The organism is Mesorhizobium sp. BR1-1-4 (genome assembly GCF_020165375.1).
Classification (GTDB): Bacteria; Pseudomonadota; Alphaproteobacteria; order Rhizobiales; family Rhizobiaceae; genus Mesorhizobium; species Mesorhizobium australicum.
The window spans coordinates 134699-160672 of the sequence record NZ_JAIUIB010000004.1 but is presented as its reverse complement, the minus strand read 5'-3'; the positions used below and the strand labels follow the sequence as shown (position 1 = coordinate 160672).

The 25974-nt window shown below is 63.1% G+C and carries 28 protein-coding genes; 12 read left to right on the top strand and 16 right to left on the bottom strand.

The window, feature by feature from the left end:
• Positions 1 to 239 precede the first annotated feature (239 nt).
• The 3 genes from LB571_RS09955 to LB571_RS09945 all read right to left on the bottom strand — a co-directional run bounded on the left by LB571_RS09955 (position 240) and on the right by LB571_RS09945 (position 3010).
• On the bottom strand, positions 240 to 1418 hold the full coding sequence (locus tag LB571_RS09955; RefSeq protein WP_140824527.1) for an HlyD family secretion protein: 1179 nt from the start codon (positions 1416 to 1418) through the stop codon (positions 240 to 242).
• Positions 1415 to 1894 carry a MarR family winged helix-turn-helix transcriptional regulator gene (locus LB571_RS09950; RefSeq protein ID WP_015318373.1) on the bottom strand — a complete coding sequence of 160 codons (480 nt, stop codon included), beginning with the start codon at positions 1892 to 1894 and terminating at the stop codon, positions 1415 to 1417. Before LB571_RS09950 ends, LB571_RS09955 begins: the two co-directional genes overlap by 4 nt.
• Positions 1895 to 1984: 90 nt before the next feature.
• Positions 1985 to 3010, bottom strand: a complete 1026-nt coding sequence (locus LB571_RS09945; RefSeq protein ID WP_140661873.1) for a LacI family DNA-binding transcriptional regulator — start codon at positions 3008 to 3010, stop codon at positions 1985 to 1987.
• Positions 3011 to 3179: 169 nt separating this feature from the next.
• Here LB571_RS09945 and LB571_RS09940 point away from each other — a divergent pair, with 169 nt between their 5' ends.
• The 6 genes from LB571_RS09940 (at position 3180) to LB571_RS09915 (ending at position 9167) form a co-directional block, all read left to right on the top strand.
• Positions 3180 to 4211 carry a Gfo/Idh/MocA family protein gene (locus LB571_RS09940; RefSeq protein WP_015318375.1) on the top strand — a complete coding sequence of 344 codons (1032 nt, stop codon included), beginning with the start codon at positions 3180 to 3182 and terminating at the stop codon, positions 4209 to 4211.
• A gap of 2 nt (positions 4212 to 4213) precedes the next feature.
• Positions 4214 to 5119 (top strand): sugar phosphate isomerase/epimerase family protein, encoded by a 906-nt coding sequence (locus tag LB571_RS09935; protein ID WP_210241324.1) that lies wholly within the window; start codon positions 4214 to 4216, stop codon positions 5117 to 5119.
• A 97-nt stretch (positions 5120 to 5216) separates the two neighbouring features.
• Entirely contained in the window at positions 5217 to 6230 is a 1014-nt protein-coding gene (locus LB571_RS09930; protein WP_224594136.1) for a substrate-binding domain-containing protein, read from the top strand.
• An 86-nt stretch (positions 6231 to 6316) separates the two neighbouring features.
• A complete protein-coding gene (locus LB571_RS09925; RefSeq protein ID WP_015318378.1) occupies positions 6317 to 7114 on the top strand; it encodes an ATP-binding cassette domain-containing protein in 798 nt (265 codons plus the stop codon).
• Positions 7111 to 8163, top strand: a complete 1053-nt coding sequence (locus LB571_RS09920; RefSeq protein WP_140661869.1) for an ABC transporter permease — start codon at positions 7111 to 7113, stop codon at positions 8161 to 8163. The genes LB571_RS09925 and LB571_RS09920 overlap by 4 nt, the downstream gene beginning before the upstream one ends.
• Positions 8164 to 8333: 170 nt before the next feature.
• Positions 8334 to 9167 carry an AraC family transcriptional regulator gene (locus LB571_RS09915; RefSeq protein ID WP_140661868.1) on the top strand — a complete coding sequence of 278 codons (834 nt, stop codon included), beginning with the start codon at positions 8334 to 8336 and terminating at the stop codon, positions 9165 to 9167.
• 7 nt (positions 9168 to 9174) lie between these two features.
• Here LB571_RS09915 and LB571_RS09910 read toward each other — a convergent pair whose 3' ends face one another.
• The 4 genes from LB571_RS09910 to LB571_RS09895 form a co-directional block, all read right to left on the bottom strand.
• Complete coding sequence (locus LB571_RS09910) at positions 9175 to 10125, bottom strand: helix-turn-helix domain-containing GNAT family N-acetyltransferase (protein WP_224594131.1); 951 nt, start codon at positions 10123 to 10125, stop codon at positions 9175 to 9177.
• A 76-nt stretch (positions 10126 to 10201) separates the two neighbouring features.
• Positions 10202 to 11347: an alanine racemase gene (locus LB571_RS09905; protein WP_224594128.1), complete on the bottom strand. Its 1146-nt coding sequence runs from the start codon at positions 11345 to 11347 to the stop codon at positions 10202 to 10204.
• Positions 11344 to 12645, bottom strand: a complete 1302-nt coding sequence (locus LB571_RS09900) for a D-arabinono-1,4-lactone oxidase (RefSeq protein ID WP_224594619.1) — start codon at positions 12643 to 12645, stop codon at positions 11344 to 11346. The genes LB571_RS09905 and LB571_RS09900 overlap by 4 nt, the downstream gene beginning before the upstream one ends.
• Positions 12646 to 12650: 5 nt before the next feature.
• On the bottom strand, positions 12651 to 13838 hold the full coding sequence (locus tag LB571_RS09895; protein ID WP_224594126.1) for an MFS transporter: 1188 nt from the start codon (positions 13836 to 13838) through the stop codon (positions 12651 to 12653).
• Between the two features lie 124 nt (positions 13839 to 13962).
• Here LB571_RS09895 and LB571_RS09890 point away from each other — a divergent pair, with 124 nt between their 5' ends.
• Positions 13963 to 14589 (top strand): TetR family transcriptional regulator, encoded by a 627-nt coding sequence (locus tag LB571_RS09890; RefSeq protein ID WP_015318385.1) that lies wholly within the window; start codon positions 13963 to 13965, stop codon positions 14587 to 14589.
• An 18-nt stretch (positions 14590 to 14607) separates the two neighbouring features.
• Here LB571_RS09890 and LB571_RS09885 read toward each other — a convergent pair whose 3' ends face one another.
• On the bottom strand, positions 14608 to 15375 hold the full coding sequence (locus LB571_RS09885; protein WP_224530089.1) for a hypothetical protein: 768 nt from the start codon (positions 15373 to 15375) through the stop codon (positions 14608 to 14610).
• Here LB571_RS09885 and LB571_RS09880 point away from each other — a divergent pair.
• The 3 genes from LB571_RS09880 to groL all read left to right on the top strand — a co-directional run bounded on the left by LB571_RS09880 (position 15334) and on the right by groL (position 18526).
• Positions 15334 to 16344 (top strand): class I SAM-dependent methyltransferase, encoded by a 1011-nt coding sequence (locus LB571_RS09880; RefSeq protein WP_224594115.1) that lies wholly within the window; start codon positions 15334 to 15336, stop codon positions 16342 to 16344. The two genes, LB571_RS09885 and LB571_RS09880, sit on opposite strands and share 42 nt — an antisense overlap.
• A gap of 164 nt (positions 16345 to 16508) precedes the next feature.
• Positions 16509 to 16805: a co-chaperone GroES gene (gene groES, locus LB571_RS09875; RefSeq protein WP_006203049.1), complete on the top strand. Its 297-nt coding sequence runs from the start codon at positions 16509 to 16511 to the stop codon at positions 16803 to 16805.
• Positions 16806 to 16870: 65 nt separating this feature from the next.
• Positions 16871 to 18526, top strand: a complete 1656-nt coding sequence (gene groL / locus LB571_RS09870) for a chaperonin GroEL (protein WP_015318388.1) — start codon at positions 16871 to 16873, stop codon at positions 18524 to 18526.
• Positions 18527 to 18580: 54 nt separating this feature from the next.
• Here groL and LB571_RS09865 read toward each other — a convergent pair whose 3' ends face one another.
• A complete protein-coding gene (locus LB571_RS09865) occupies positions 18581 to 21436 on the bottom strand; it encodes a tetratricopeptide repeat protein (protein ID WP_224594113.1) in 2856 nt (951 codons plus the stop codon).
• A 171-nt stretch (positions 21437 to 21607) separates the two neighbouring features.
• Positions 21608 to 22216 carry a TetR/AcrR family transcriptional regulator gene (locus tag LB571_RS09860; protein ID WP_224594102.1) on the bottom strand — a complete coding sequence of 203 codons (609 nt, stop codon included), beginning with the start codon at positions 22214 to 22216 and terminating at the stop codon, positions 21608 to 21610.
• Positions 22217 to 22414: 198 nt separating this feature from the next.
• Here LB571_RS09860 and LB571_RS09855 point away from each other — a divergent pair, with 198 nt between their 5' ends.
• Both LB571_RS09855 and LB571_RS09850 read left to right on the top strand, forming a co-directional pair.
• Positions 22415 to 22849, top strand: coding sequence for an OsmC family protein (locus tag LB571_RS09855; RefSeq protein ID WP_140717607.1), 435 nt, complete (start codon positions 22415 to 22417; stop codon positions 22847 to 22849).
• A 17-nt stretch (positions 22850 to 22866) separates the two neighbouring features.
• Positions 22867 to 23253, top strand: coding sequence for a nuclear transport factor 2 family protein (locus tag LB571_RS09850; protein ID WP_224594100.1), 387 nt, complete (start codon positions 22867 to 22869; stop codon positions 23251 to 23253).
• A 14-nt stretch (positions 23254 to 23267) separates the two neighbouring features.
• Here LB571_RS09850 and LB571_RS09845 read toward each other — a convergent pair whose 3' ends face one another.
• The 6 genes from LB571_RS09845 to LB571_RS09820 all read right to left on the bottom strand — a co-directional run bounded on the left by LB571_RS09845 (position 23268) and on the right by LB571_RS09820 (position 25816).
• Positions 23268 to 23879, bottom strand: coding sequence for a LysE family translocator (locus tag LB571_RS09845; RefSeq protein WP_015318392.1), 612 nt, complete (start codon positions 23877 to 23879; stop codon positions 23268 to 23270).
• Positions 23880 to 24071: 192 nt separating this feature from the next.
• Complete coding sequence (locus tag LB571_RS09840; protein WP_015318393.1) at positions 24072 to 24359, bottom strand: YkgJ family cysteine cluster protein; 288 nt, start codon at positions 24357 to 24359, stop codon at positions 24072 to 24074.
• A 100-nt stretch (positions 24360 to 24459) separates the two neighbouring features.
• Entirely contained in the window at positions 24460 to 24627 is a 168-nt protein-coding gene (locus LB571_RS09835; protein WP_224594098.1) for a hypothetical protein, read from the bottom strand.
• Between the two features lies 1 nt (position 24628).
• A complete protein-coding gene (locus LB571_RS09830; protein WP_224594095.1) occupies positions 24629 to 25036 on the bottom strand; it encodes a hypothetical protein in 408 nt (135 codons plus the stop codon).
• A complete protein-coding gene (locus LB571_RS09825) occupies positions 25036 to 25263 on the bottom strand; it encodes a hypothetical protein (protein ID WP_015318396.1) in 228 nt (75 codons plus the stop codon). The genes LB571_RS09830 and LB571_RS09825 overlap by 1 nt, the downstream gene beginning before the upstream one ends.
• Positions 25264 to 25606: 343 nt before the next feature.
• Positions 25607 to 25816: a cold-shock protein gene (locus LB571_RS09820; RefSeq protein WP_010915421.1), complete on the bottom strand. Its 210-nt coding sequence runs from the start codon at positions 25814 to 25816 to the stop codon at positions 25607 to 25609.
• Between the last annotated feature and the right edge of the window lie 158 nt (positions 25817 to 25974).

Sequence of the window (25974 nt, the reverse complement as noted above, 5' to 3'; positions counted from 1 at the left end):
GAGACCTTCGTCGCGGTGGGACGCGATTATCGATGTGGGGGTTACATCGACTGAAAGTCTCTGATGAGCGGATGCCTGCCGCCCGGAAACCTGAGGACCGACAGGTCCGTGTCGAAGATTTCAGATTTTGGACGGCTGCCACGCGGCTCGGCCCAAACGCTGATCCTTCCCACCCCTCCCGTCAGACCAATCCTTCAACTCGCTTTCACCCGCCTGGTCTCCGCGGGCTTCTGCCGAGACTACTTCGCGGGCTCGCCGGCCGTAGCGTGACCGAAGATCGACGGCCAGCCACGCGCGACGCCCGTATCGACGGTAACAGAGGCGCTCATGCCGGTGCGCAGCGCCATCTTGGCGTCGGGGTCGGCCAGTTCCAGGCGCACCGGGATGCGCTGGGTGACCTTGACCCAGTTGCCGGTGGCGTTCTGGGCGGGCAGCAGCGAGAAGTCCGCGCCGGTGCCGGCACCGATAGCCCTGACCGTCGCCTCGAAGGTCCTGCCCGGATAGGTATCGACCACGATCTCCGCCTTCTGGCCCGGCTTCATGTTGGTCAGTTGGGTTTCCTTGAAATTGGCGTCGACCCAGGTGTCGCCGGTCTCGACCAGCGCAAACAACGGCGTGCCGGAGCCGACATACTGGCCGACCTTGAAGGACGCGGCTTGATAGACGACCCCATCGGCAGGCGCCTTCACGGTGGTCTGCTCCAGATCATAGGCAGCCTTGTCGCGCGCCGCGAGCGCCGACATCACCGTCGGATGCTTGTCGGTTTCGATGTCGGGGTTGCCGCCGAGTGCCGCCTTGGCGCTGATGATGCCTTGCTCGGCAACAGCCAGTTGCTGCCTGGCTTTGTCGAGATCGTTCTTGGCCTGATCCAGCGATGACTTGGCGTTGATGCCCTTCTGGGCAAGATCGGCGGCGCGATCGAATTGAGACTGCGCATAGTCGACCTCGCTGGCAGCGGACTTCTGCTGCGACTGCGCCTGGCTATAGGCCGCGCGCAACTGCTCGACATTGAGACGCGCGGTAGCGACCGCGGCGTCCGCCTGGGCGAGCGCGATCCGGTAGGGCTCGGGGTCGATGGCGAACAGGAGATCGCCCTGCTTGACCGTCTGGTTGTCCGATATGGCGACCTGGACGATACGACCGGCCGTGTCAGAGGCGATCGACACCTTGGCCTGCTGCAGATTGGCGTTTTCCGTTTCCTGGTAGCGGCCGCCCGTCACCCAGACATAGCCGCCGCCGATGATCAATGCCGCCGGCAAGGCGAACATCAAAAAGAAGCGGCCGATGCGGCGCTTCTTCTTCGGCGCCGGCGCGGGTTGCACGGGAGGAGCGACCGCGACCGGGGTTGATGCCGGCTGGACCGGCGCTTCCATCTCCACCTTGGGAGCGTTTTCTTCTACCTTGGCTACCGCGTTCATGCTGCCGCACCTTCCGCACTCTTGATCTTTTCAAGCGACGAAGCTTCGCTGTCCGTCAGATTTTGCACGATTACATCCAGCGCCCGGATCAGGATGCGCCGGTCTTCCGGCGAAACGCCGCTGAGCGATTCCTCATAGACCTCGCCAGCAAGGCTCTTGACGTCCGCATAGGCCGCATTCGCCTTCTCGGTCGGGAAGATCATGCGCACGCGCCGGTCGGTCGCGTCGGAGCGGCGTTCGATCCAGCCGCCCTCCTCCATCCGATCGACCAGGCGTGAAACGCTGATCGGCTCGATTTCGAGCAGTTCGGCGAGCCGCGCCTGTGCAACGCCCGCCTCCTTGGCAACGCGGACCAGAAGCCGCCATTGCGCCGAAGACAGGCCGAGCCCGCTGGCGCGCGCCTCGAAGCGCTTGCGCATCAGGCGTTGCACGTCGTGGATCAAAAATCCCAATCTATCGATGCCATCTGAAACCATGAGCGATACATATAATAAGCGTGCTTACTATTCAAGATGCCACTTCGCTATGAAAGCCGGCAAATGCGGATGGCGGAAACAGGCGTGTGGTCAATCGCTGTCGCGCGCGACCAGTTCCAGCGGCCAGACCTCCCTGATGGTCTGCGGCCCCGTGGGCCCGGCGAAAGCGGGCAGCGAGGCGAGCAGGATTTCGCCGAGCCGCCGTCCCATCGGCTCCAATGCCGGGCGGAAAGCGGTCAGCGCCGGGGAGAAATAGCGGCAGAGCGGCGTATCGACGATGACCATCACCGCGATGCCCTGACCGGGCATGATCCCCATCTCGGCAAGCGCCTTGCAGCCGCCGAGCGCCATCGCGTCATTGTTGAAGATGATCGCTGTCGGCGGATCCTTCGAGCGCATGACTTGCGGCGTCACCGCGTAGCCGCCGGCTTCGTTGATGAAGCCGTCGGCGATCAGCTCGGGATCGATGTGGATGCCGTGCCGCCGCAGCGCCTTGCGATAGCCGTCAAGAAACAGATAGCCGAAGTTGAGGTCGAGTGACGGCCGGATGGCGGCGATGCGGCGGTGGCCGCGTGCAACCAGGCGGTCGACTGCGTCGGCGCCCGCCTTCTCGAAATCGAGGTCGAGCGAGGGATAGGTCTCGTCACCGGACTGGCTTCGGCCAAGCGTCGCAAAGGGAAAGCCGGCCCTGCTGAGATAGTCGATGCGATCGTCCTCACGCCGGGTCCAGGCCAGCAGCACGGCATCGGCGCGGCGTGTCTCGACGACCCGTCGCAGGCGCTCCTGCTGATAGTCGGCGGGCGCACCCATGACGATGATCAGGTCGAGCCCGTGCTCGGCCAGTGCCGCTTGCAGCCCGCTCAGGAACGGAATGAAAAACGGCTCGCCATATTGCTGATCGCCCGGGTGGGGCTGCAGCATGAACGCGACGGCATGGGTGGTGCCCCGGCGCAGGTTCCTGCCCGACTGGTTGGGTGAATAGTTGAGCAGGCGGGCCGCATCGAGCACGCGCTGCCGCGTCTCGGCATTGACATCGGCGCGCCCATTGAGCGCGCGCGACACCGTGCCGATCGAAATATTCAAATGACGCGCAAGATCGTGAATGCTGGATGCCAAGACCAATCCCCTTCCGTTCCCGCTAACATTAGCGGACCTTGCGGCCAAGGCCACTCAGACGAACGGCCCACAAATCCGGTTGACATTCTACGCCTTCGGGTGTGTCATCGTAAACGTTTACGGAAGAACCGTGAATGCCAACCGGGAGGGGTTGGCGGAGGAGCGCCGGATGCTGCATGTCGTCCTGGTCGGGTGCGGAGCCATGAGCAAAACATGGCTCGAGGCCGCCCGTCAGTCCCCTGAAATCAGGATTGCCGGTCTCGTCGACCTCGACGCCGACAGGGCACGCCAGCGAGCCCGCGAATATGACCTTGCCGGGGCCGCGATCGGCACCGATCTCGACGTCATATTGGATCAAACCAAAGCCGATGCGGTGTTCGACGTGGTCGTTCCGGCCGCCCGCGGCGAGGTGGCCAATTTGGCCTTTGCCCATCACTGTCACCTGCTGACGGAAAAGCCCCTCGCCGACAGTCCGGCCAACGCCCGCGCCATCGTCGACGCCGCGCGGCGCGCCGGCCGCGTCCACGCCGTCGTTCAGAACCGCCGCTATGTCGCCAATGTCCGGCGCATCCGCCGCTTTCTGGATTCAGGCGCCATCGGCGCGCCGACCAGCATCCACGCGGATTTTTTCGTGGCGCCGCACTTTGGCGGTTTTCGCGAAGAGATGCGCCACGTGCTGTTGCTCGACATGGCGATCCACACCTTCGATGCCGCTCGCTACATGGTCAACGGCGAACCTGCCGATGTCTATTGCCAGGAATGGGAGCCGGCCAATTCCTGGTATCGGCAGGGGTCGTCGGCAAGCGCCACTTTCGGGCTCGGCCGAAACAGGATGTTCACCTATCGTGGCAGCTGGTGCGCCGACGGCTTTCGCACCAGTTGGGAGGGCAGCTGGCGTATCGTCGGTGAGCGCGGCAGCCTGATCTGGGACGGCCATGACGAGGTGAAGGCGGAAGTCGTGCTGCCGGAGCGCGAAGGCCTGATCGACAAGGTCGGGCCGGTGACAGTGCCTCCCCTCGATCCGTCCGACCGTATCGGCGGGCATCTCGGCGTCATTGCCGACTTCGTGCAAGCCGTGGAAACCGGCACCGAGCCGGAGACACGGGGCTCGGACAACATCAAGAGCCTGGCCATGGTCTTCGCGGCGATCCAGAGCGCCGAGACCGGTCGTCGCGTGAACATCGCATCACAGGAAGGATGACCATGCCGAACCCGCTTCTCGACATCAGGATCGGCACCATGGTGCGGGCCAATCTCGAAGACCCGGCCGCCTATATCAGGCAAATCCTGCCGCTCGGCTTCGAGAGCATCCAGCCCTTTTTCTGGCAGACGCTCGGCGGCAAGGATCTGCCGCGGCTCGCCGGAGAGATTGAAGAGGCGATCGGCGATGCCGACGTCACCGTCAGTTCGATCGGCGTGTTCGGCAATCCGCTCGAGAGCGGCGACACCGACCGCGGCGTGCTCGATGCCTGGAAAACGGTCATCGACAACGCCCATCTGTTCGGCACCACGTTGGTCAGCGGTTTTACCGGCCGCATCCGCGGAAAACCGCTGACCGACAGCCTGCCGCGCTATCGGGAGGTCTGGGGCGAACTGGCCAGACGCGCCGCCGACAAGGGCGTGCGCATCGCCTTCGAGAATTGCGCCATGGACGGCAATTGGGCCGGCGGGGACTGGAACATCGCCCACAACCCGGATGCCTGGGAGCTGATGTTCAACGAATTGCCCAACGATAATCTCGGTCTCGAATGGGAGCCCTGCCACCAACTCGTCTACCTGATCGATCCGATGCCGCAGATCCGCAAATGGGCGCATCGCATCTTTCATGTCCACGGCAAGGACGCCACGGTGCGCTGGGACGTCATCCGCGAGAACGGCGTGTTCGGCCGCCTGCCCTTCGTGCAGATGCGCACGCCCGGCTTCGGCGACAGCGACTGGACCCGGGTGATCAGTGAACTGAGGCTGGCCGGGTACAAGGGCGCCATCGACATCGAAGGCTGGCACGACCCGGTCTATCGCGGCGACCTCGAGATCACGGGGCAGGCACGCGCCCTGGAGTATCTCAAGCTATGCCGGGGAGGTGCGAGCTACCTGCCAAATCCGGCGTGAGGATCGGTCGGCGGGAGGAGCCGGCCGCAAGTGGCATTGCCAAAGCAATCGTTCAAAGGCCCCTCGGATGACGAGGAAAACAATGGGAGGAACGTGCATGAGCATAGCGATCAGGACGACACTTCTGCGCACGGCCGTCGTGGCGGCGGCCACGGCGCTTACCGCCGCAATCTTCACCTTGCCGGCGCAGGCGCTCGACGCCCAATGGTGCAAGGACGTCCACATCCGCTTCTTCGTCGGCGGCGCCGAGGGCGACGCCTTCGGCACCATCGTCTACAATGGCGCCAAGCAGGCGGCGGCAGATCTCGGACCCAAGGTCGACTACATCTTCTCCCAGTGGGACGCGGAGAAGATGGTGCAGCAATTGCGCGAAGCGGTCGCGGTCAAGCCCCAGGGCATCGCCATGATGGGCCATCCGGGCGACGCCGCGATCATGCCGCTCGCCGAAGAGGCGCATAAGGAGGGCATCAAGATGATGTACCAGAACGTGCCGGTGCCGAAGGTGACGGCGGCGTTCGGTGGCGGCTATGTCGGCGCTCAGCAGGAACAGCAGGGCCGCGCACTCGGCGCCGAAGCGTTCAAGCTGGGCAAGCTCAAGGCCGGCGACAAGGCGATCATGATCGGCCCGTTCGAGAACGAGAGCCGCGGCGCGCGCGAGCGCGGCACGGTGGCGGCCTTGAAGGAGGCGGGCGTCGAAGTCATCCAGCTGTCGTCGCCGCCGAGCGGCGAATGGGCTTCCGACCCCAATCTGGCGATACCGGTGCTTACGGCAGCGCTGCTCAACAATCCTGATGTCAAGGCCGTCGGCTATCCCGGCGGACAGATGCTCGGCAATGTCGCTACCTACATGCAGGCAGCTGGCAGAAAGCCCGGCGATATCTTCAACTTCGGCTTCGACACCAGCCCGCAGATCGTCGAGGGCTTCAAGGGCGGCTGGGTGCAACTGACGGCCGACCAGCAGCCATTCCTGCAGGGCTATCTGCCGATCCTCAGCCTGTGCCAGCAGGCGGTGCTGGGTCTGGCGCCGATGAATGTCGACACCGGCGCCGGTTTCGTCACGCCCGAAAATTACGAGATCGTCGCAGAACTCGCCAAGCAGGCGCTGCGCTGATCTCCCAAGCCGCCGGCCGGGATCAGGCCCCGGCCGGCGGGGCCGCTGGCGAGAAGGCTGGCGCCAGACAATCAAGCGAGGATGCGATGGCCGAACGTCTCATAGAACTGCGCGATATCGCTAAGTCCTACGGCCATGTCTACGCACTTGGCGGGGTCAATCTCAGCGTCGATCGCGGCGAGGTGGTCGGCCTCATCGGCGACAACGGCGCCGGCAAGTCGACGCTGATCAAGATCCTCTCCGGTGTGGTCAAGCCGACCAGCGGCGAGATCCTCATCCGCGGCAAGCCGGTGACCGGATGGAATGCGGCACGTTCGCGCGAGGCCGGCATCGAAACGGTGTTCCAGGACCGGGCGCTGGCCGTGCAGCAGACGATCGTCCGCAACATCTTCATGGGCCGCGAACTCACCGGCCCTTTCGGCTGGCTGAAGGTCGGCAAGGAAATCGAGGAAGCGAGCCGGCTGATGCGCGAGATCGGCTTCACCTCGAAAGTGTTCACGCCGCATTCGATCGTCGGCCAGCTTTCGGGCGGTGAACGCCAGGGCGTGGCGATCGCGCGCGCCATCTACAAGCAGGCGGAACTGATCGTCCTCGACGAGCCGACGACGGCGCTGTCTCTGACCGAGACCGCCAAGGTCTTCCATTTCGTGCGCCAGGTGCGGGCGAGCGGCCGCTCGATCCTGTTCATCGGCCATAACATCCATCATGTCTTCGACATCGCCGATCGCTTCGTGGTGCTGGATCGCGGCAAGGTCGCGCTCACCGCCGATCGCAGCGAGGTCAAGTCGGCCGAAGACCTCATCAACTTCATGGAAGACGTCGCGCATCCGGGCGGGTTGGCCGGGCTGCACGACACCGGCGACGCGGAGCAGAGAGCACGATGAGCAAGACCATGGAGCCCGATCTGCACGAGCCGTCGGCCGGCATTTCCCGCCAAGGCAGTTCCCAGAACGAGTGGAAGCACCCGTCCGATCACTGGATGCGCGGCTTCATCCTTGACAACCGCGCGTCGCTTGGCACGCTCGGCGTGTTCGTCGTCATGATGGCGGTCTTCATGATCGCCAACCCGACGGTCTTCACAACCTGGTATCTCTACAGCGCCGTGCTCACCACGCTTCCCGTGGCGCTGTTCGTGGTCGTGCCGCTGGTCTTCGTCGTCACCTGCGGCGAGATCGACCTGTCGTTTCCCGCGACGATGGGTTTTGCCTCCTGGGTCTTCGCGCTGGTGGTGCAGGCGGGCTATGATCCGTTCCTCGGCATTGCGGCGGCGCTGGTCACCGGCACGCTGCTCGGCTTCCTCGTCGGGTCGCTGGTGGTCTATGGCGGGCTGTCGTCACTGATCGCCACGCTCGGCATGAATTTCCTGCTGCGCGGCCTGATTCAGATCATCAATGAGGGCAGATCGACTTCGCTGACCAGCCTTGCCGACAGTTGGGCCTACAGGATCTTCTCCAGCCAGGTCCTTGGAATTCCGGTGCAGATCTTCTGGGCCATCGCCTTCGTCGTCCTTTCGGCGATGCTCTACAACCGCCACCGCTTCGGCGCGCAGGTGAAGGTGGTCGGTGATAACCCCGACAGTGCCCAGCAGATGGGCATCGACGTCAAGCGCGTGCGGGTGAAAGTGTTCGTCTTCGTCGGCATCGGGGCCGCGATCGCCGGCACGTTCTCGGTAATGATCAACTTCACCTGGTGGCCAACCGCCGGCGACGGTTATCTCTTGCCGGTGCTGGCCTCGGTGTTCGTCGGCGGCACGCCGACCTGGGGTGGCATCGGCACCGTGGCCGGCGGCGCGATCGGCGCCGTCACGGTGTCGTTTATCCAAACTGGCGTCGTGGCGGCTGGGCTCAGCGGCTTCTACGTCCAGTTCTTCAACGGGCTGATCATCATCCTTTCGCTGCTTGGCCACAAATGGAATCAGGCGCGCTACCGCTGAACCAGTCGGCCGTTCAACGGCGATTTGCCGGTCATCCGAGCCAACGATAGACGACGGGCCGGGCGGACGACACCGCGCGGGCCCGATCGCCTATTTGCGCGATGCGCAATTTCGATCAAGCTGGCCGGGCAACGAGGCGCCAGAGTGAGGACGCCACATGCGAGGAACACATGAACCCGACCGAGAAGGCGCTATGGTTTGTCGAAAGCCACCTGCCGGAGGCTGTTACGCTCGACGACGTGGCCCAAAGCAGCGGCGTATCGCGCTTTCATGTGACGCGCGCCTTCGGCGCCGCCACCGGCCGCTCCGTCATGGGTTACATGCGCTCGCGCCGGCTGACCGAGGCGGCACGGAGGCTCGCCGGCGGGGCGCCCGACATCCTGTGCGTCGCGCTCGACGCCGGCTACAACTCGCATGAGGCATTCACCCGGGCCTTTCGCGACCAGTTCGGCACCACGCCGGAACTGGTGCGCGCGCAAGGTTCGACTGAGACCCTCGACCTCGTGGAGCCCATCCTGATGGACAATTCGCTTTTGACCACACTTGAACCACCGCGCTTCGAGACCAGCCGGCCATTCCTCATCGCCGGACTGGGCGAGCGCTACAGTTGTGAGTCCAGCGCCGGCATTCCAATGCAATGGCAGCGCTTCGCTCCCCATATCGGCCACATCCCCGGGCAAGTGGCCGGCGTTTTCTACGGCGTCTGCCTCAATGGCGACGATGCCGGCAATTTCGATTATGTCGTCGGCGTCGAGGTGCGCGACTTCGCCGATCTGCCGAAGGAGTTCCAACGGGTGCGGGTGCCGGCGCAGAGATACGCCGTTTTCACGCATCGCGAACACATCTCGACCATCCGGCGAACGATCAATACGATCTGGAACAGCTGGCTGCCGGCATCCGGCCATGAGGTTGCCGATGCGCCGGAATTCGAGCGCTACGGGCCTGAATTCGATGCCCACACCGGCAATGGCGGGCTGGAGATCTGGGTGCCCGTCAAGGCATGACGCGCTGCTACAGCTCCAGTTCCCAGTTCTGGCCGACCAGATCCTTGCCGAAGGAATGGTGAGGCTCTTCCTCGATCAGCCTGAAACCGGCCGCCTGGTAGATGTGCCGGGCGGCGGTCAGAATATCGTTGGTCCATAGGGTCAGCGTCCTGTACCCCCTGGCGCGGGCAAAGCCGATGCATTCCTCGACCAGGCGCTTGCCGATGCCGAGCCCCCGTGCCGAAGGTTCGACATAGAGCAGCCTGAGCTTGGCCACCTGATCCGACTTGCGCACGACGAAGACCGAGCCGACGACCTCGCCTTCGCGCTCGGCGATCCAGCCGCGCTCCCATTTCGGATCGTAGGATTTTACGAACGCCGCGAGGATTTCGGCGACCAGCGCCTCATAGGTTTCGTCCCAGCCATAATCCTGCGCGTAGAGCATGCCTTGCCGGCGGATGATCCAGCCAATGTCGCCGACCTGCGGCGGCCGCAGCAGATAAGGGATTTTGGGCTCTGCACCGGCGTCCAGCAGACGCTGCACGGTCCGCATGGACTTGACCAGCCGGTCCTGCTCCGACGCAGGCAGACGATCGAGCAGCGCCGCGACCTGATCGTGCGAACCCTGGTTCAGCGGCGCGAAGGCGTTCCTGCCCGCCGGCGTCAGCGCGATCGACGATTGCCGAGCGTCCGAAGCCAGCGTGGCCCTGGAGATGAGGTGAAGGCGCTCGAACTTCTTCAGCAAACGGCTGACATAGCCGGCGTCGAGACCGAGATCGCGCCCGAGATCGGTCGCGGTCAGTCCGTCACGATGCGCCAGTTCGTAGAGCACGCGTGCCTCGGTCAGCGAGAAGGCGCTCTTCAGCAGCCCTTCATCGAGCAGTCCGATCTGGCGGGTGTAGAAGCGGTTGAACGCCCGCACCGCATCGATCAGGCCCTTGTTGGGCGCAGCCTTGTCTGGCTGATGGCGGATTGTCATTCGAGTCATCTCCTGCTGGCACAGGATCGATCATTTACTTGACGGAGTCAACTATCAACGAAGGCGCCCGAGATGCTTACATCATCGGCAACACCGGCCAGCGGTCGACGATCCTGCCACCGGAAAGCACCGCGATCGGTCCGAAGTGCTGCAGCACGGCCTCGCTCTGCGTGGGCCGCAGGAACGCATAGTCACCGGGCCTGACGACGGCCTGGGCGGGCAGACCCATGAATTGCTGGTTGGAAGACAGGCCAAGCAGGCCGTTTGTCGTCATGCGTTCGGGAAACACCGGTTCGGCCATCCACTTGCCGCCATAGAGATAGCAGCCCTTGCGCGGAAACCGGCCCAGCGCCTGCAGCAGGCGCGAGACCGCCGGCGGGCCAGGCAGCATCGGCTCGACCACTTTCAGGATTGGCGTCGCGATGAAGGCCGCCGGCTGGAAGCCCTCAAGGCCGGGCGTGTCGAAATCGACGGGCAGCACGAAGGCCGAGCCCATCGACACTTCATTGGCAATGCCGCCATGATGAAGCAGCGCGGTCTTGCTGCCGCCAATGTTCAGGACATGGCGCTGGTCGGCGCCGAGGCGCGCGACGAAAGCGGCGGCCTGTTCGGAGGCTTGCGCCAACGCCTTGGCCGGTCCACCGAACAGGCCGGGTATGTGCGGCGCATGCGCCTCATAGGCCATGACGCCTTCGCAGCGCAGCCCTTTGTGGATAGGCAGCGCATTCAGCGCCCGCGACAGGGCCGCCGGTTCGGCAAAGCCGCCGCGATGCAGTCCGACATCGATTTCGAAAGCGATGCGCAATTCGGCGCCGAGTTCGTCGGCGAGCGCGCCATATTCCGCCAGTCTCTCCTGTGTATCGATCAGCCAGCAGACCCGCGACCAAGCCACGTCGCCTCTGCAAAGCACCGCCCTGGCCGCGCCAACCGGCATCGGTTTGCCGTACAGCAGATCCGCATCCGGGAACGCCTTAAGCACCGCCTCGGTGATCGGCGGATGGAAGGTCATGAGGCGGTGGGTTCCAAGCGCCTTGCCGATATGGGAGAGCAGCGGCAGGCAAGCGAGCGACTTGTCGACCAAACGGACGGCAAGACTGGGGTCAAGCCGCTTCTTCACCAGGGCAATGTTGCCATCCAGCCGATCGAGGTCGAGCAGCAGGCAGGGTTGGAAAATGTCCGCCTCTCTCAGCGCATCCGAAAGCGTGGCGAAATACGCCTTCATGGCTGGATGCCGAAAGAACTGGGTTCGATGCCGAACAGGTCGGCCATATAGGGCGAGACGAAGCGGTTTTGCGGATCGATGTCGCGGCGCACCGCCATCGCATCGTCCCAGCGCGGATAGAGCTTTTTCAGGTCGGCCGCTTTCAGGCTGTGCATCTTGCCCCAGTGCGGCCTGCCGCCATATCCGCGGAAGATCGGCTCGGCCGCGCGCATGAACGGCAACGGATCGTTCGCCGCGTCATGGTGGATGGCGATGGAACAGGTGAGCCTTTTGTGGAAAGGGGAGAGCCAGAATTCATCCGATGCCACCGACCGCACTTCCATCGGGAAATAGACTTCCGGAAAATGCTTCTCGGTCAGTTCGATGATCTCGGCCAGCGCCTTCGGCCCCTCCTCGAACGGAAGGTGATATTCCATCTCGTTGAACCTGGTCTGCCGGTCGCTGACATAGACGTTGAGCCAGTCCTGCACGTAATCCTCGGCCGGCACCTTGGCGACCGCGCCCAGGATCAGCCTGCGGCGCAGCGAGGGCAGCCAGGCAAGCCCGGTGCGCAGGCGGCGCAGCGTGCGCAGCGAGCCCTCGTCATCGTCGGTGGGGCGCGGGGTGGTCGCCTCGGTGCTGAAGTCGCTGGCGATGAACTGCGCGTAGCCTGAAAATGGGATGTAGTAGAATTCGGCCGACCGGTGCTCGCTCATCATCTTTTCGAAATCGCGCAGCATGTCGGCTATCGGCAGCACCCATTTGCGGCGCCGCAGCCGGTAGGTCGCGATGTTGTTCAACGTCACTTCGCTGAGCACACCGAAGGCGCCAAGCGCAACGCCGATCGCATGGATCGTTTCCTGATCCCCTTCCCGCTTGAAGTCGCGGACCTTGCCAAGCCCGTCGACGATCTGCACCGTTTCCAGCTGTGTGTGATACGCGCCCAGCGTAGGCCCCGAGCCATGGGTGGCCGTGCCCAGCGCGCCGCCAATCGCCTGGCGGTCGATGTCGCCCATATTGGGCAGGCCCTGGCCGATGCCTTGCAGCATGTGCATGAGCGGACCAAGCCGCGTCCCCGCCCGCACGCACGCCTGATGTTTTTTCGCGTCATGCGCGACCAGCCCTTCCAGCTTCTCCAGCGACAGGATGGTGCCTTGGGATTTCACCAATGGCGTGAAGGAGTGACCGGCGCCGACGACGCGGACCGGGCCGGGTGCGGTGCGAATGAGATCGCCGAGTTCGCCGGCATCGGCCGGACTGGCAAGCAGCCGCGGCTCGGCGGTGACAAAGCCGGACCAGTTGCTCCAGCTGTTCGACACGGTGCTCACGCAATCGCGCGGCGACGCCGCGCCGCCAGGACAAACAGGCAAAGCAACGCCACGCTGGCGACAGCGCTTGCGGCGGCGAACTCGGGAACCGGGCGAAACTCCTTGCCGTCGATGAGCAGCGACGCCGCGACCGGTCCGATCGCCAGGCCGAAAAGCTGGGCGGCCGGCACCAGCAGCACGGCGGTGCGGGTCTCGTCGGCGGTGATCGCCAGCCGGATCTGGTAGGGCACGATGAACAGCAGGATAAAACCCATGATCAGGGCGACGACCCAGAACATCGTGAGGCCGGGCCCGCTGGCAAGCACGAGCGAGGCGACAAGCGCGACGAGGCCGATCGCCGTGATGGCAAGCCGATAGTCGATGCGCGCCTCGAACACGGTCGCCGTCATCGCGCCCAGCACCTGCGCCGCGAGGCTGGCCGAGACGATCAGCCCGACGGTGCGGCCGTCGATGCCGAATTGGGCGCCAAGCGGCTCCAGAAAGGCCCATACGGCGCCGAAGAACATGAAGTAGCAGAAGACCGACAACAGCGCGGTGATCGAGGGAACCGTCAGCACATTGGCGAGGTTTTCGTCCTTCGGCAGATCGGCATAATCGGCAGGGACAGCAAAGGCGACCACCAGCGACGCGACGCAGACGACGGCAAGAACGAGGAAGCCGCCAGCCGACCCGGCGGCTGGAATGACATAGAGCGCCAGCACCAGGGCAAGTGCGCATTGCGCCAGGGTCTGCATGGTGACGAAATAGCCGCCGATGCGTTCGGCGCGCCGCGAACGGGCAATCAGTTCGGTGGCGACCGCGACAAGGCCGCCTTCGGCAAGGCCGGCCAGCGCGCGGGCCGCCATCAGCGTGTGGGCGCCGGCGGCATAGGCGGTCCACACATTGGCCAGCGCCAAGAGCAGCAGGAGGACGGCACTTTTCCAGCGCATGTTGTGGGCGGAAAGCAGCATCGCGACGATCGCCGAACCAATCGCGATGGCGATCATCTCGGCGGTGGCGACCAACGCCAGTTCGTCGCCGCTGACATGGCCCTCGGTATAGAGGGCGCCGAGCAGGACGGGCTGCAGACCGAGAATGAGCAGGCCGACCGACCCGATCCACAGGGCCGAGGCGAGCTGCCCGCCGCTGGGATTGCCGACCAGCCAGTCGCCTTCGCCCTGAAGATCAGCGCTTGTCGAAGCCATAGGCGCCTCCCAACGTCCTTGCCGCACGGCAAAAAAGCTGACAGTCTGTCAGCATTCCAGAAACTGATACTTGATCATATTTCTTGTCAACCGGAATTTGGGAACTCGTGCGAAAGATCGGTGCATGACGCAAGCCAGTCGAACGATCACCGAGCCCAGGCGCAGGCCCAAGCAGGAGCGCAGCCGCGAGCGCATCGACGCCATCCTGTCGACCACCATGCGGCTGATCGGCGAGAAAGGCATCGACGCCGTCACCATGAAGGAGGTCGGCATGCTGGCGGGCGGGCCGATCGCCACCGTCTACCACTACTTCCCCAACAAGTCGGCGATCCTGGCGATGCTCTATGAGCGGTTCTCGGAGGTCAGCCGTGCCAGGTTGGCGGCGATCGTCGCCGATGTCCGCGAAGCCAAGGACGTCATCGCCGCGTCCGATCGGCTGCTTGACGACTACCTCAGCCGGGTCGCCGGCGATCCGGCCATCCAGGATCTGCAGAACGCCATCCAGGCCGACAAGGCGCTGAAGAATCTCGACATCGCCGAAACCCGGCATCAAGCCAAGATGTTCTGCGACCACGTCATCGCCTTGCTCGAGCCGGAAAAGCACGAGCAGTTCGAACGCATGGTTCTGCTGATCTTCCAGCTCGCCGGCGGCGTTGTGCGCCTGGCGCTTGCGCAAGGCGAAGTGGAAAGCCGCCGGACCATCGAGGATTACCGATCGATCATCCACACCCAGTTGCGGCTGTTTCTTTAGCGACCGGCAACCGGGGGCCTATCTCGCCCGGCGGATGAGGCCTTCGAAACCATCGGCCAGGTCGGAAGCGCCGGCCGCGAACATCTTCACCAGGTTCTGCGGGCGGCCGGGCGTCTTGTTGGCATCGAGGAGAACAGCCCTGCCCTCATGCATGACGAAATCGAATTTCCCATAGTCGAAGCCGAGTTCACGCCGCCGTTCGCGCAGTTCGTCGGGAACAGCGGCGGGCTCGCGCCGGATCGTTTCCGATGCCTTGACCAGGCTGTTTGGCGAGACGTAGCGGGTGCAGCGCTCGCGCTCTCCGCAAAACACCCAGAAGCGCACCGCAAAGCCGTCAGGTTCTTTTTCCGGGATGAACTTTTCCACGACCAGATCATCGCGATCGAGGACGCCATCGGGAACGTCGTCCCGGGATTGGTAGACCTCGTAGGACGGCATGGCTGGCACGTGCGCAAAGGGTGCCGGTTGGCCGGCACGCCTCGACCGCCGATTGAGCCGTGTCTCCGGAATGCCCTGGTTGTTGAGATTGCTTTTGATGATGACCGGGCCCAGCCAGCCGTCGCCCTCGGCCAGAAGCGCTCCGCTTACCCGCCGTTTCGATATGTCGGCGGCCCCGACATTGAGGCATAAGGGAAAACTCCGCGCATATTCGAGATAATCTGCCGGTGTCGTTGTCGCATCGACGTGCAGAACCGCGACATCGGCGCTGGATTGTCCGGAGAGGCCAGGCTGAATCCGGACCGAATGGCCCCGCCTCTTCAGGTCCTCGAGAATATCGAAAAGCATGTAACGGCTATTCCGGCGCAGCAGAAGGCCGCGGCGACCCAGAAACCGGTCATGCTCATGCGTTATGACAATGATGCGCGCCACCAGCTAACCTCTTGGCTTCCATCCCCACTTCCATTAAGCGGCTCTAATCAATCAATGCCAGACTTTCCTGGGCTCCAACGGGTCTGCATGACGAATCATTGGGACAGTTATCATCGGCACTGGAAGCTCCTGGACGCCCCGCTCCGGCCGACGCCGGAAACCGTCGGCATATTCGAGCGCGAACTCGATCTCGGAAATGCCGATGTACTTCTGCTTGGGGTGACACCTGAACTGGCGGTTCTAGGCAGATCGATGTTGGCGATCGATCAATCGGCTGCCATGATTTCCGGCGTATGGGCCGGCGACAACATCTCGCGAAGGGCGATGGCCGGCAACTGGCTTGACCTCCCGGTCGAGCGGGAATGTTTCGACGCGGTCATCGGCGACGGCTGCCTGTCGGCGGTCGATACCAAGGCCGCGCGCGGTTCGCTGTTCGGTGAAATCGCAAGGGTGCTAAAGCCTGGCCGGCGTGCGGCGATCCGCGTGTTTGCTCGGCCGGAAACCGCGGATGACCTGCGCGGCATCGAAGCTCTGGTCCTGGCCGGCGGAATCGAGAATTTCCACGCGCTCAAATGGCGGATAGCCATGGCGTGCACGACCGGCGACTGCGACAGCAGCGTCGATGTGCAAGCAATCCGTGCGGCATTCGACAAGCTGTTTCCGAATCGGGAGGCCCTTGCCGCATGCACCGGATGGAGTATGGCATCCATCAACACGATCGACGTCTATGCGGGCTCCGAAACGAAGTACAGCTTCGCGACGCTGGCCATGCTGGAGGATGAGGCGCGCGGTTGGTTCGACCAGGTGCGCGTCGTGCCAAGCGGCAGTTATCCCCTGGCGGAACGTTGTCCGCTCCTGGTGCTCGGTTCGGCCAAGCTTCGATAAGTCATCGCCATCCTACCAAGAGGCGCTCCGCGCGCCTTGACTCTGGCAGGTCGGCGGCCTATTTCAGCGCCACGTTAGCACTCGCCTTTGGTGAGTGCTAACTATGTGTCCGGCGCCGCCGGACGGAGGAACTGTTTCTCACCGTTCTCATCGAGGAAGAAAAAATGGCAAAGTCGAAGTTCCGCCCGCTTCATGACCGCGTGGTCGTTCGCCGGGTCGAATCCGAATCCAAGACCGCTGGCGGGATCATCATCCCGGATACGGCGAAGGAAAAGCCGCAGGAAGGCGAGATCATCGCCGTCGGCTCCGGCGCTCGTGACGAAGCTGGCAAGCTGGTCCCGCTGGACGTCAAGGCCGGCGACCGCATCCTGTTCGGCAAGTGGTCGGGCACCGAAGTCAAGCTCAATGGCGAAGACCTTCTGATCATGAAGGAATCCGACATCATGGGCATCATCGGCTGATTATCGGCCTCACCCTCAACTTGAATTTTTCGGGCTCTATCCGAGCCCCTGCCAGGAGCTAAAACATGGCTGCCAAAGACGTAAAATTCTCTCGCGATGCCCGTGAGCGCATGCTGCGCGGCGTCAACATCCTCGCCGACGCGGTGAAGGTCACGCTCGGTCCCAAGGGCCGCAACGTCGTCATCGACAAGTCGTTCGGCGCCCCGCGCATCACCAAGGACGGCGTCACCGTCGCCAAGGAAATCGAGCTTGAAGACAAGTTCGAGAACATGGGCGCGCAGATGGTCCGCGAAGTTGCTTCGAAGACCAACGACATCGCCGGCGACGGCACCACGACCGCGACCGTTTTGGCGCAGTCGATCGTCCAGGAAGGCCACAAGTCGGTTGCGGCCGGCATGAACCCGATGGACCTGAAGCGCGGCATCGATCTGGCCGTCACCGAAGTGGTCGCTGCTCTCGGCAAGGCCGCCAAGAAGATCAAGACCTCCGAGGAAGTTGCCCAGGTCGGCACGATCTCGGCCAATGGCGACGAGTCGGTCGGCAAGATGATCGCGGAAGCGATGCAGAAGGTTGGCAACGAAGGCGTCATCACGGTTGAGGAAGCCAAGACCGCCGAGACCGAACTCGAAGTCGTCGAAGGCATGCAGTTCGACCGCGGCTATCTCTCGCCCTATTTCGTGACCAACGCCGACAAGATGGTTGCCGAGCTGGAGGACGTCTACATCCTCCTGCACGAGAAGAAGCTCTCCAACCTGCAGGCGATGCTGCCGGTCCTCGAAGCCGTCGTGCAGACCTCGAAGCCGCTGCTCATCATCTCGGAAGACGTCGAAGGCGAGGCGCTCGCCACGCTGGTCGTCAACAAGCTGCGTGGTGGCCTGAAGATCGCCGCCGTCAAGGCGCCGGGCTTCGGTGATCGCCGCAAGGCCATGCTGGAAGACATCGCCATCCTGACCGGTGGCCAGGTCATTTCGGAAGACCTCGGCATCAAGCTCGAGAATGTCGGCCTCAACATGCTCGGCCGTGCCAAGAAGGTGTCGATCTCCAAGGAGAACACCACGATCGTCGACGGCGCCGGTAAGAAAGCCGAGATCCAGGGCCGCGTCGCCCAGATCAAGCAGCAGATCGAGGAGACCACCTCGGACTACGACAAGGAGAAGCTGCAGGAACGTCTGGCGAAGCTCGCCGGCGGCGTTGCGGTGATCCGCGTCGGCGGTGCGACGGAAGTCGAAGTCAAGGAAAAGAAGGACCGCGTCGATGACGCCCTCAACGCGACCCGCGCGGCCGTGGAAGAAGGCATCGTTGCTGGCGGTGGCGTTGCCCTGCTGCGCGCTTCGGCCAACATCAAGGTGACAGGCGTCAACGCCGACCAGGCCGCCGGCATCAACATCGTTCGTCGTGCGCTGCAGGCTCCGGCCCGCCAGATCGCGGCCAACGCTGGTGCGGAAGCCTCGATCGTTGCCGGCAAGATCCTTGAGAACAAGGGCGCGACCTTCGGCTACAACGCCCAGACCGGCGAATATGGCGACATGATCGTCATGGGTATCGTCGATCCGGTCAAGGTCGTGCGCACGGCCCTCCAGGACGCGGCCTCGGTCGCCGGCCTGCTCGTCACCACCGAAGCCATGATCGCCGAAGCTCCGAAGAAGGATTCGGCTGGCGGCGGCATGCCTGGCGGCATGGGCGGCGGCGGCATGGGCGGCATGGGCGGCATGGACTTCTGATCCAGCCCTTACCAGCCTTCACATACGGAAAGGGCGGCAGCGATGCCGCCCTTTCTATTTTGGTGCAGGTTGAACCGAGCGTAATCTGTCAAGCAAGGCAGCGGCTTCTCTGTAGTATCTGTGCTTCTCACCTGGGTTCTGACGAAGGAGCGGAACTATCGTTTCAAGTTCGGCGACCGCTTCTTGGTCTCGGTTCTGATTATTCAATATCCCGGCTCGCAACCATCGCGTGCGGAGTGTCACAGGATGTTCCGCACCGTGAACACACTGCGAGACAGGCAGCAGGCCATCAACCTCGTTCAGAGCAGCCGCCATCTTACCCGCGTCCTTCAGCAGCGAAGCATGCAGATAGCGTGTCACCAGTGTCGCCGGATGCTCGGCGCCGCGAACCTGTTCCTCGATCGGCAGCAGGGCATCGAGCTCGCCAAGAGCCGCTACTGTCTGGCCAGCGTCCCTCAGCAGGGAAGCGCGCAGAAAGCGCGTCGCCAGTGTCGCTGGATGTTCGGCACCGCGAATCCGTTCCCTGACTGGCAGAAGTGCATTAACCTCATCCAAAGCCGCTACTGTCTCGCCCATGTCCTTCAGCAACGACACGCGCAGATAGCGCGTCGAGAGCGTGTCTGGATGTTCACTGCCGCGAGCCCGTTCTTCAATCACCAGCACGGCGTCAACCTCATCCAGAGCTTCTGCATTCCGGCCTGCATCCTGCAGCAGCGAGGCGCGCAGAGCTCGCGTCGAGAGCGTGTCTGGATGTTCGTCACCTCGAACCCGTCGCTCGACTGGCAGTAGAGCATCAACCTCGTCCAGAGCTTCCGCCGTCCGGCCCGCCTCCTGCAACAGCGAGGCGCGCAGATAGCGCGTCGAGAGCGTGTTTGGATGGTCAACGCCGCGAATCCGTTCGTTAGTTACCAGCAGGGCGTCAACCTCATCCAAAGCCGTTGCCGTTTGGCCAGCATCCTGCAATAGCGAGGCGCGCAGAGCGCGCGTCACTAGCGTCGCGGGATGCTCGACGCCACGAACCCGTTCCTCTTTTGGCAGAAGCGCATCGATCTCGTTTAAAGCAGCGGCCGTCTGGCCCGCATCCTGCAGCAGCGAGGCGCGCAACGCGCGCGTTCGCAGTGTTTCTGGATGCTCGGCGCCGCGAACTCGTTCCTCTACTGGCAGCAGCGCATCGACCTCGTTCAGAGCAGCGGCCGACTGGCCCGCATCTCGCAACAGCGAGGCGCGCAGAGCGCGCGACCTTAGCGTTTCTGGATGCTCGACGCCACGAACCCGAGCCTCGACCGGCAGCATGGCATCAACCTCGTTCAGAGCCGCCATCGTCTCGCCCGCATCCTGCAGCAGCGCAGCACGAAGATGGCGTGTCGAGAGCGTATTTGGATTCTCAAAGCCGCGAACTCGTTCCTCTGTTGGCAGTAGGGCATCAACCTCGTTCAGAGCCGTCGTCGTCTCGCCTATGTCCTGCAACATCGAGGCACGCATATAGCGCGTCCCTAGCGTGGCAGGATGCTCGATGCCAAAAACTCGTGCCTCGACTATCAGCAGGGCATCAATTTCGTTCAGAGCAGCCGCCGTCTGGCCCGCATCCTGCAGCAACGAGGCGCGCAGAGCGCGCGCCTGGAGCACTTCTGGATGGTCGACACCGCGAACCCGTACCTCGATTGGCAACAAGGCATCAATGTCGTTCAGAGCTGCTGCCGTCTCGCCCGCGTCCTTCAGCAATGATATACGCAGACGGCGGGTCAAAAGTGTCGTGGGGTGCTCGGCTCCAAGTACTCGCTCCTCGACCGGCAGTAAGGCATCGACTTCGTTCAGAGCCGTTGTCGTCTCGCCCACGTCCTTCAGTAGCGACACGCGTGTATAGCGATTTGTCAACGTCTCGAGGTCGTCGCGCCCCTTAAGCCTCGTAAACAGATCAATGTTAGGCCCGATCCGACTCAAGGCTTGGCCGATTTGACCAAGATCGGCGAGGGCTACGGCACGGTAGAACTCCGCAACACCTTTGACAAACGAACCTTGCTCCGACCTATTGCTCAATCCTTCTGAAATCGACAGCACTTCCGCGGGCAGGCCGAGGCCCCGCAACGCCGTTAGCCATGGCCACGTCGCACCCGTCGTTTCGGGTGCCAAATCTCCGAAAAACCGCCTGCAGATAACTACCGCGCGACGAAGCAGGCGTTCTGCAACATGGTATTGTCCCAGATCGTAGTTTTGTCTGCCACGAACCAAAAGCGCTTCGGACGCTGCAATCGCATCTTCTTCCGAATCAAGATGCAAGAAAAAGCGTGCGTCGTCCCATTTGGGATCGAGCGGTTCATAGCTTCCTTCCGCGATCGCGTCCGCTGCGTAAACCTCCGATAACTCGGCGTGAATGGCTGCAGCTTTCCCGCCCATGGGTGACAGGGCGATAGCACAGTTCGCCAGTCGCATGGCTTCGTCCAAGTGATGTTCGCCAAAATCAGGGGCGATTGAGACGTGATGCAGCGCCAGATCACCGCAGATGAATGCCACATCGGACCGAAGCGACTCCAGACAATCACGTAGTGCCGCGATCGCTTGCTCTTCATTGCCATCGGCACGAAATTTCTCTGCGTGAGCGAGGACGTGGCTCGGAAGAGTGAGGGACATTTCTTTTATGCGGTTATCTCGATCTTCGAGCCCAGCGAGGAGATGATTCCGCTGTCCCTGCAAACCGGAAATCTGTTGCTCCAACCCGGCTATCTGTTCCCCAAGCGCCTTTTTACTGCTGCGAATTGCCCAGCGAATGCATAGCCCACCGGCTGCAACAAGTGGCGCGAGAAATGCCAATCCATCCGCCAGTTTCTCGACTGGCGATAACAGTAAGAAACTCGTCCACACACCAGGCCAGAAAGCCAGGAATTCGGTGACGACACTCGCTTGCTCAGACATGCCCACCCCAACTGTAAAGCTGACCGAAAATATGGTGTCGCCAATCGAACGAAAAGGGCAGCAAAGCAGAAAGTCGTGCGATCAAAATTCACTTACACTAACTCGATGAGCAGCCAGTGCCGTACATCGTCACGAAATGCCCCTGTGCTGTTTTGAAATTCTGCAATCGATCTAGGCGGTAGTCTCCGCCCGCTGTGCCACCTTGCCGGCGAGCACGGCCTGCTCGATAAGGATGGCCACCTCATCGGCCACTGCGTTGAGCGATGAGCGATCGCGGGTGGCGCGGGCAATCACCATCAAGCCTTCCAGCGAAGACTCGACCAGCAGCGCCAGTGCCTGCGCGCGACGCTCGGGCACTCCTGCCCTGACGAAAGCCTCACGCAGCAAGCCGATCCACTGTTCGAAGGCAGAGCGGCACAGTTCGACAAGGTCGGGCACATCGCCTGGCGAGTCCAGCACGACCGGCGCGACCGGGCAGCCGAGTGAGAACCCATTGTCTTCCAGCATGCGTCCCACCGATTGATAGATGTGATGGACGGCGACCGCAGGGTCGCGTTCGGCGGCCAAAGCCTCGCCCAGACGCTCGGTTACCTCGGCGACGCTGGCGCGCGTCACCTCGATGACCAGCTGATCCTTGCCACCGGGAAAGTGGAAGTAAAGCGAGCCGCGCGGTGCGCCGCTGGCGCTCAGAATGTCGTTGAGCGAAGTGCCGTGATAGCCGCGCCGCCGCAATAGCAGTGCAGTCGCCTCGATCATCCGCGTGCGTGTGTCTGTCGCCATGTCACCCCCTGCCAGGAGCGCGCATTATAGGGCTTGCCTGTAATAGGACAACCGGTCTACATAATATGTAGATCGGTCTATATATTTTGGAGTTGGGGTAGTTTGAGTATCCACGGGAAGGGCGAGACGGAGCCCGGTGCGCGCGGAAGCCGTCGGAGCGCGTGAGCCTTCATTTCATCAACCAGAGGAGAGACAGCAATGACAATTCGCGAAGCATCGGCCGAATGGCACGGCCCGCTCAAGGAAGGTTCCGGACGGCTCAGGCTGGGCAGCGGCGTGTTCGAGGGCGCCTACTCGTTCCCGTCCCGCTTCGAAAACGGCCCCGGCACCAATCCGGAGGAACTGATCGCGGCCGCCCATGCCGGCTGCTTCTCGATGGCGCTCACCGCCGTCCTCGGCAGTGAAGGTCATGTTGCAAGCGACATCCACACGACCGCCAAGGTGCATCTGGGCGCCACCGCGGCCGGGCCGACGATTACCCGCATTGAATTGGAGACGGAGGCGAACGTCCCCAGGCTCCCCGCCGCCGACTTCGAGCGGCTAGCGCAGTCGGCCAAGGCGGGATGCCTCGTGTCGCGGGCGCTGGCCGGCGTCGCCACGATCACGCTGAAAGCGAACCTCATAAGTCACTGAACGGAAGGAGAAATCGCATGACCCAGGAATTGATCATCGACATCACCACGGCCAACCGCTCCGGCGAAACAGCTGAAATCATGCGGCGCTACAACGATGTGTTTCAGCGTCACGATCCCTCGGCTCTCGACGATCTGGTGGCGCAGGACTGCGTGATCGAGAACACCACGCCGGCGCCGCACGGCGCGCGCCGCGCCGGCAAAGCAGCCTGCGTCGAGCTGTGGTCGGCGATCGCCACCGCACCCGGTACGCGCTTCGACCTCGAAGAGACTTTCGTGGCCGGCGACCGCGCCACGATCCGCTGGCGCTACTGGATGGCCGACGGCAATTCGCTGCGCGGCGTCAACCTGATGCGCGTCGCGGACGGGCGGATCGTCGAGGCGATGGGTTATGTCAAGGGCTAGACTAAGCGCCTCGATCACCTATCCGCCAGCGCCAGCTTGGCGCCGAGCATGACGAAGGCGCCGGCAAAAGTCCGGCGCATCCAGGTCAGCACCATTGGCCGCGACACGACATGGCTGCGGATCGACGCCGCGAAGATGCCGTAGCCGACAAAAACCACGAAGGTCAAAAACATGAAGACCGAGCTGAGCTCCAGCATCTTCGACAGTGCGTTGGGTTCGGTGGTGCTGACGAATTGCGGCAGGAAGGCGAAGAAGAAGATCGACAGTTTCGGATTGAGCACGTTGACGAGGATGCCGGTGGCGATCACCTTGCCGGCCGAGCGCGGCGCGACATTGTCCTCGACGCTCAGCCCGCCTTTTTCCTTCAGTGTGTTCCAGGCCATGTAGAGCAGATAGGCGACCCCGAGATATTTCAGCGTCTCGAAAGCGACAGCACTGGTGTGCAGCAGCGCCGCCAGGCCGGTGATGGCGGCCGCCATATGCGGGATGATGCCGAGCGTGCAGCCGAAGGCGGCAATGATCGAGGCCCGCGCACCACGCGAAAGCCCGGCGCTCAGCGTATAGAGTACGCCGGTGCCCGGCGAAGCCACGACGATCAGCGACGTCAACAAAAATTCGATGCTCACGATGATTTCCTCCGGCGCCCTACCCTGACGCAGCCTAGCCAGCAAGCGGGGTGCGCACAAGCGACAGTCATTACAGCATGTCGCGCCGACAGGATTCGCCGACCCGCTGTAAGCTTCTGATTTTATGCATGTCGTTGTGCCGGAACCGAGGACACTTCCGGGCGACATGCATTCGCCGCCAGCAAGCCGCCGCTAAGAGGTGGAAAATCCGAGCGCCCGGCGTGCCATCAGGCACTCGTCGTCGCCAGGCATGCAGGCGCGGCAGACATCCGGGCGCAGGTCATAGATGGTGCAGGCGGTCGACTTGCCGACCTCGCCAGACAGGGCCGAACAGCGCACGCCGTCACAGCGCATGCCCGACAGGTCGGCCGCCACGTATTTTTCCGGGATGCGGTCGAGCTGCGCATCGTCCTCTGTCGAAAAGCGCGGCCACTCGGCTGAATAGGAACAGCACGCGCCGCAGCTCTGGCAATCGAACATAGGAGCGATGCCTGGTTGTGCCGACGGCAGGCTGGTCGTGGCTGCCTGGGCAAACGGCCCCGGCGCGGCGAGATTGCGATCGGCGTCCCGCGGCAAGGCGCTACTTCTTCTTGCCGGTCTTGCCCTTCGGTGCGTCCGCTGGCGACTTGAACAGATCGGTCGCTGCCTGGTCGGCGGCGGCGGCCTTCGACGCGGCAACCGGCTTGGCCGGCTTTGCGGCGGGAGCCGGCGCTGCCGGCTGATCCTTGGCGGAGAATTTTATGGCCATTTCAATCCTCGTCGGCGAAACGCGATGATGGTGCGCGCGGATTGCGCAAGCGGCCGATCAACGCGGAAACCGCCGTGATGTTCATTTCCTCGGGCGACCAGTTCCTGACTTCCGCGATGTGGTGCGCGGCCAGCTCACGATGCGTGCTGCCGCTATAGGCGGCATCCTGATAAGTGACCCGCTCATGGGTCTTGGCGTCTTCGCGGACATATTCGATGAGGTAGTTCGGGCACTCGGCCCGGCCGCGCACGCCGACGCGCACCTGGGCATCGCCATGGGCGCGCTTGCAGCGTTCGAGCTTTTCCAGCACGCGCCGGACATATTCGACCGGCTTGTCCAGGGTCTCGACCATGTCGGCGATAGTCGCATCGGCCGCGATTGGCGTTTGCGGTACGCGCTTGGTGGCCATCAGCGTTTTCCGGCTCGTTTCGGCAGCGCCGCGAGTGCCGCCGCTGCCGCCATCTCGTCGGCCTCCTTCTCCAGCCGCAGCTCGCGCAGGCGCGCGGTCTTGGCTTCCCGCGCTTCGCTGACGGCATCGCGCTCGGAAATGATGCGGTTAAGCGACATCGACTGGGTTTGCGTCTTGCTGAACAGCGACACGGCCGGATCGACGGCTGTCTTCGAATGGGCGGTCAAAATCTTTCTCCTGTCAGGAGCCTGGTGCCGATAGGACGAGACCGGGTCTTCGGTCGGGACCATGCACAAAGCGATGCGGCAGCGGATTCAAGATGCTGGAGCGTCCCTTAGCACGTTCAGCTCAATGCGCAGCGCATTTTCGGCGGCAACAAGCGTAAAATGAAAAAGGCCAGGCACCGCCTGACCTTCCCTGGGAGCGCCGCGCATCCAACTGGATGCGCAAGGCTAGCTCCTGATGGGCAGCACAGGCCGTGGAAACTCAGGTTCCCGTGGCCATGCGCCCCAATTCGCCGTTCACCAGTGCCAGTACATCCGTGGTCACCGGGACGGCTGAATTCTTTCTTCAGGCCGCCTTCAACTGGTCGGCGGACATCTTGCCCGACTTGTTGTCGCGGACCATCTCGTAGCCGAGCTTCTGGCCCTCGACGATGTCGCGCATACCGGCGCGTTCCACGGCCGAGATGTGGACAAAAACGTCGGCGGAGCCGTCGTCAGGCTGAATAAAACCAAAACCCTTGGTGGCGTTGAACCACTTGACTGTGCCGGTGCTCATGACGAACCCTTTCCATGGCAAATATTCGTTCGCCGTCATGCGGATGCACAACGCCGTTTGTCTCGATTTTTGATGTGGGAAGTTCGTCAAAGGCGCGCCCGGAAGCGCGGATAACAAAAGTCAGTCAAACAAATATCGACGACTTTCTTCTACGCGTG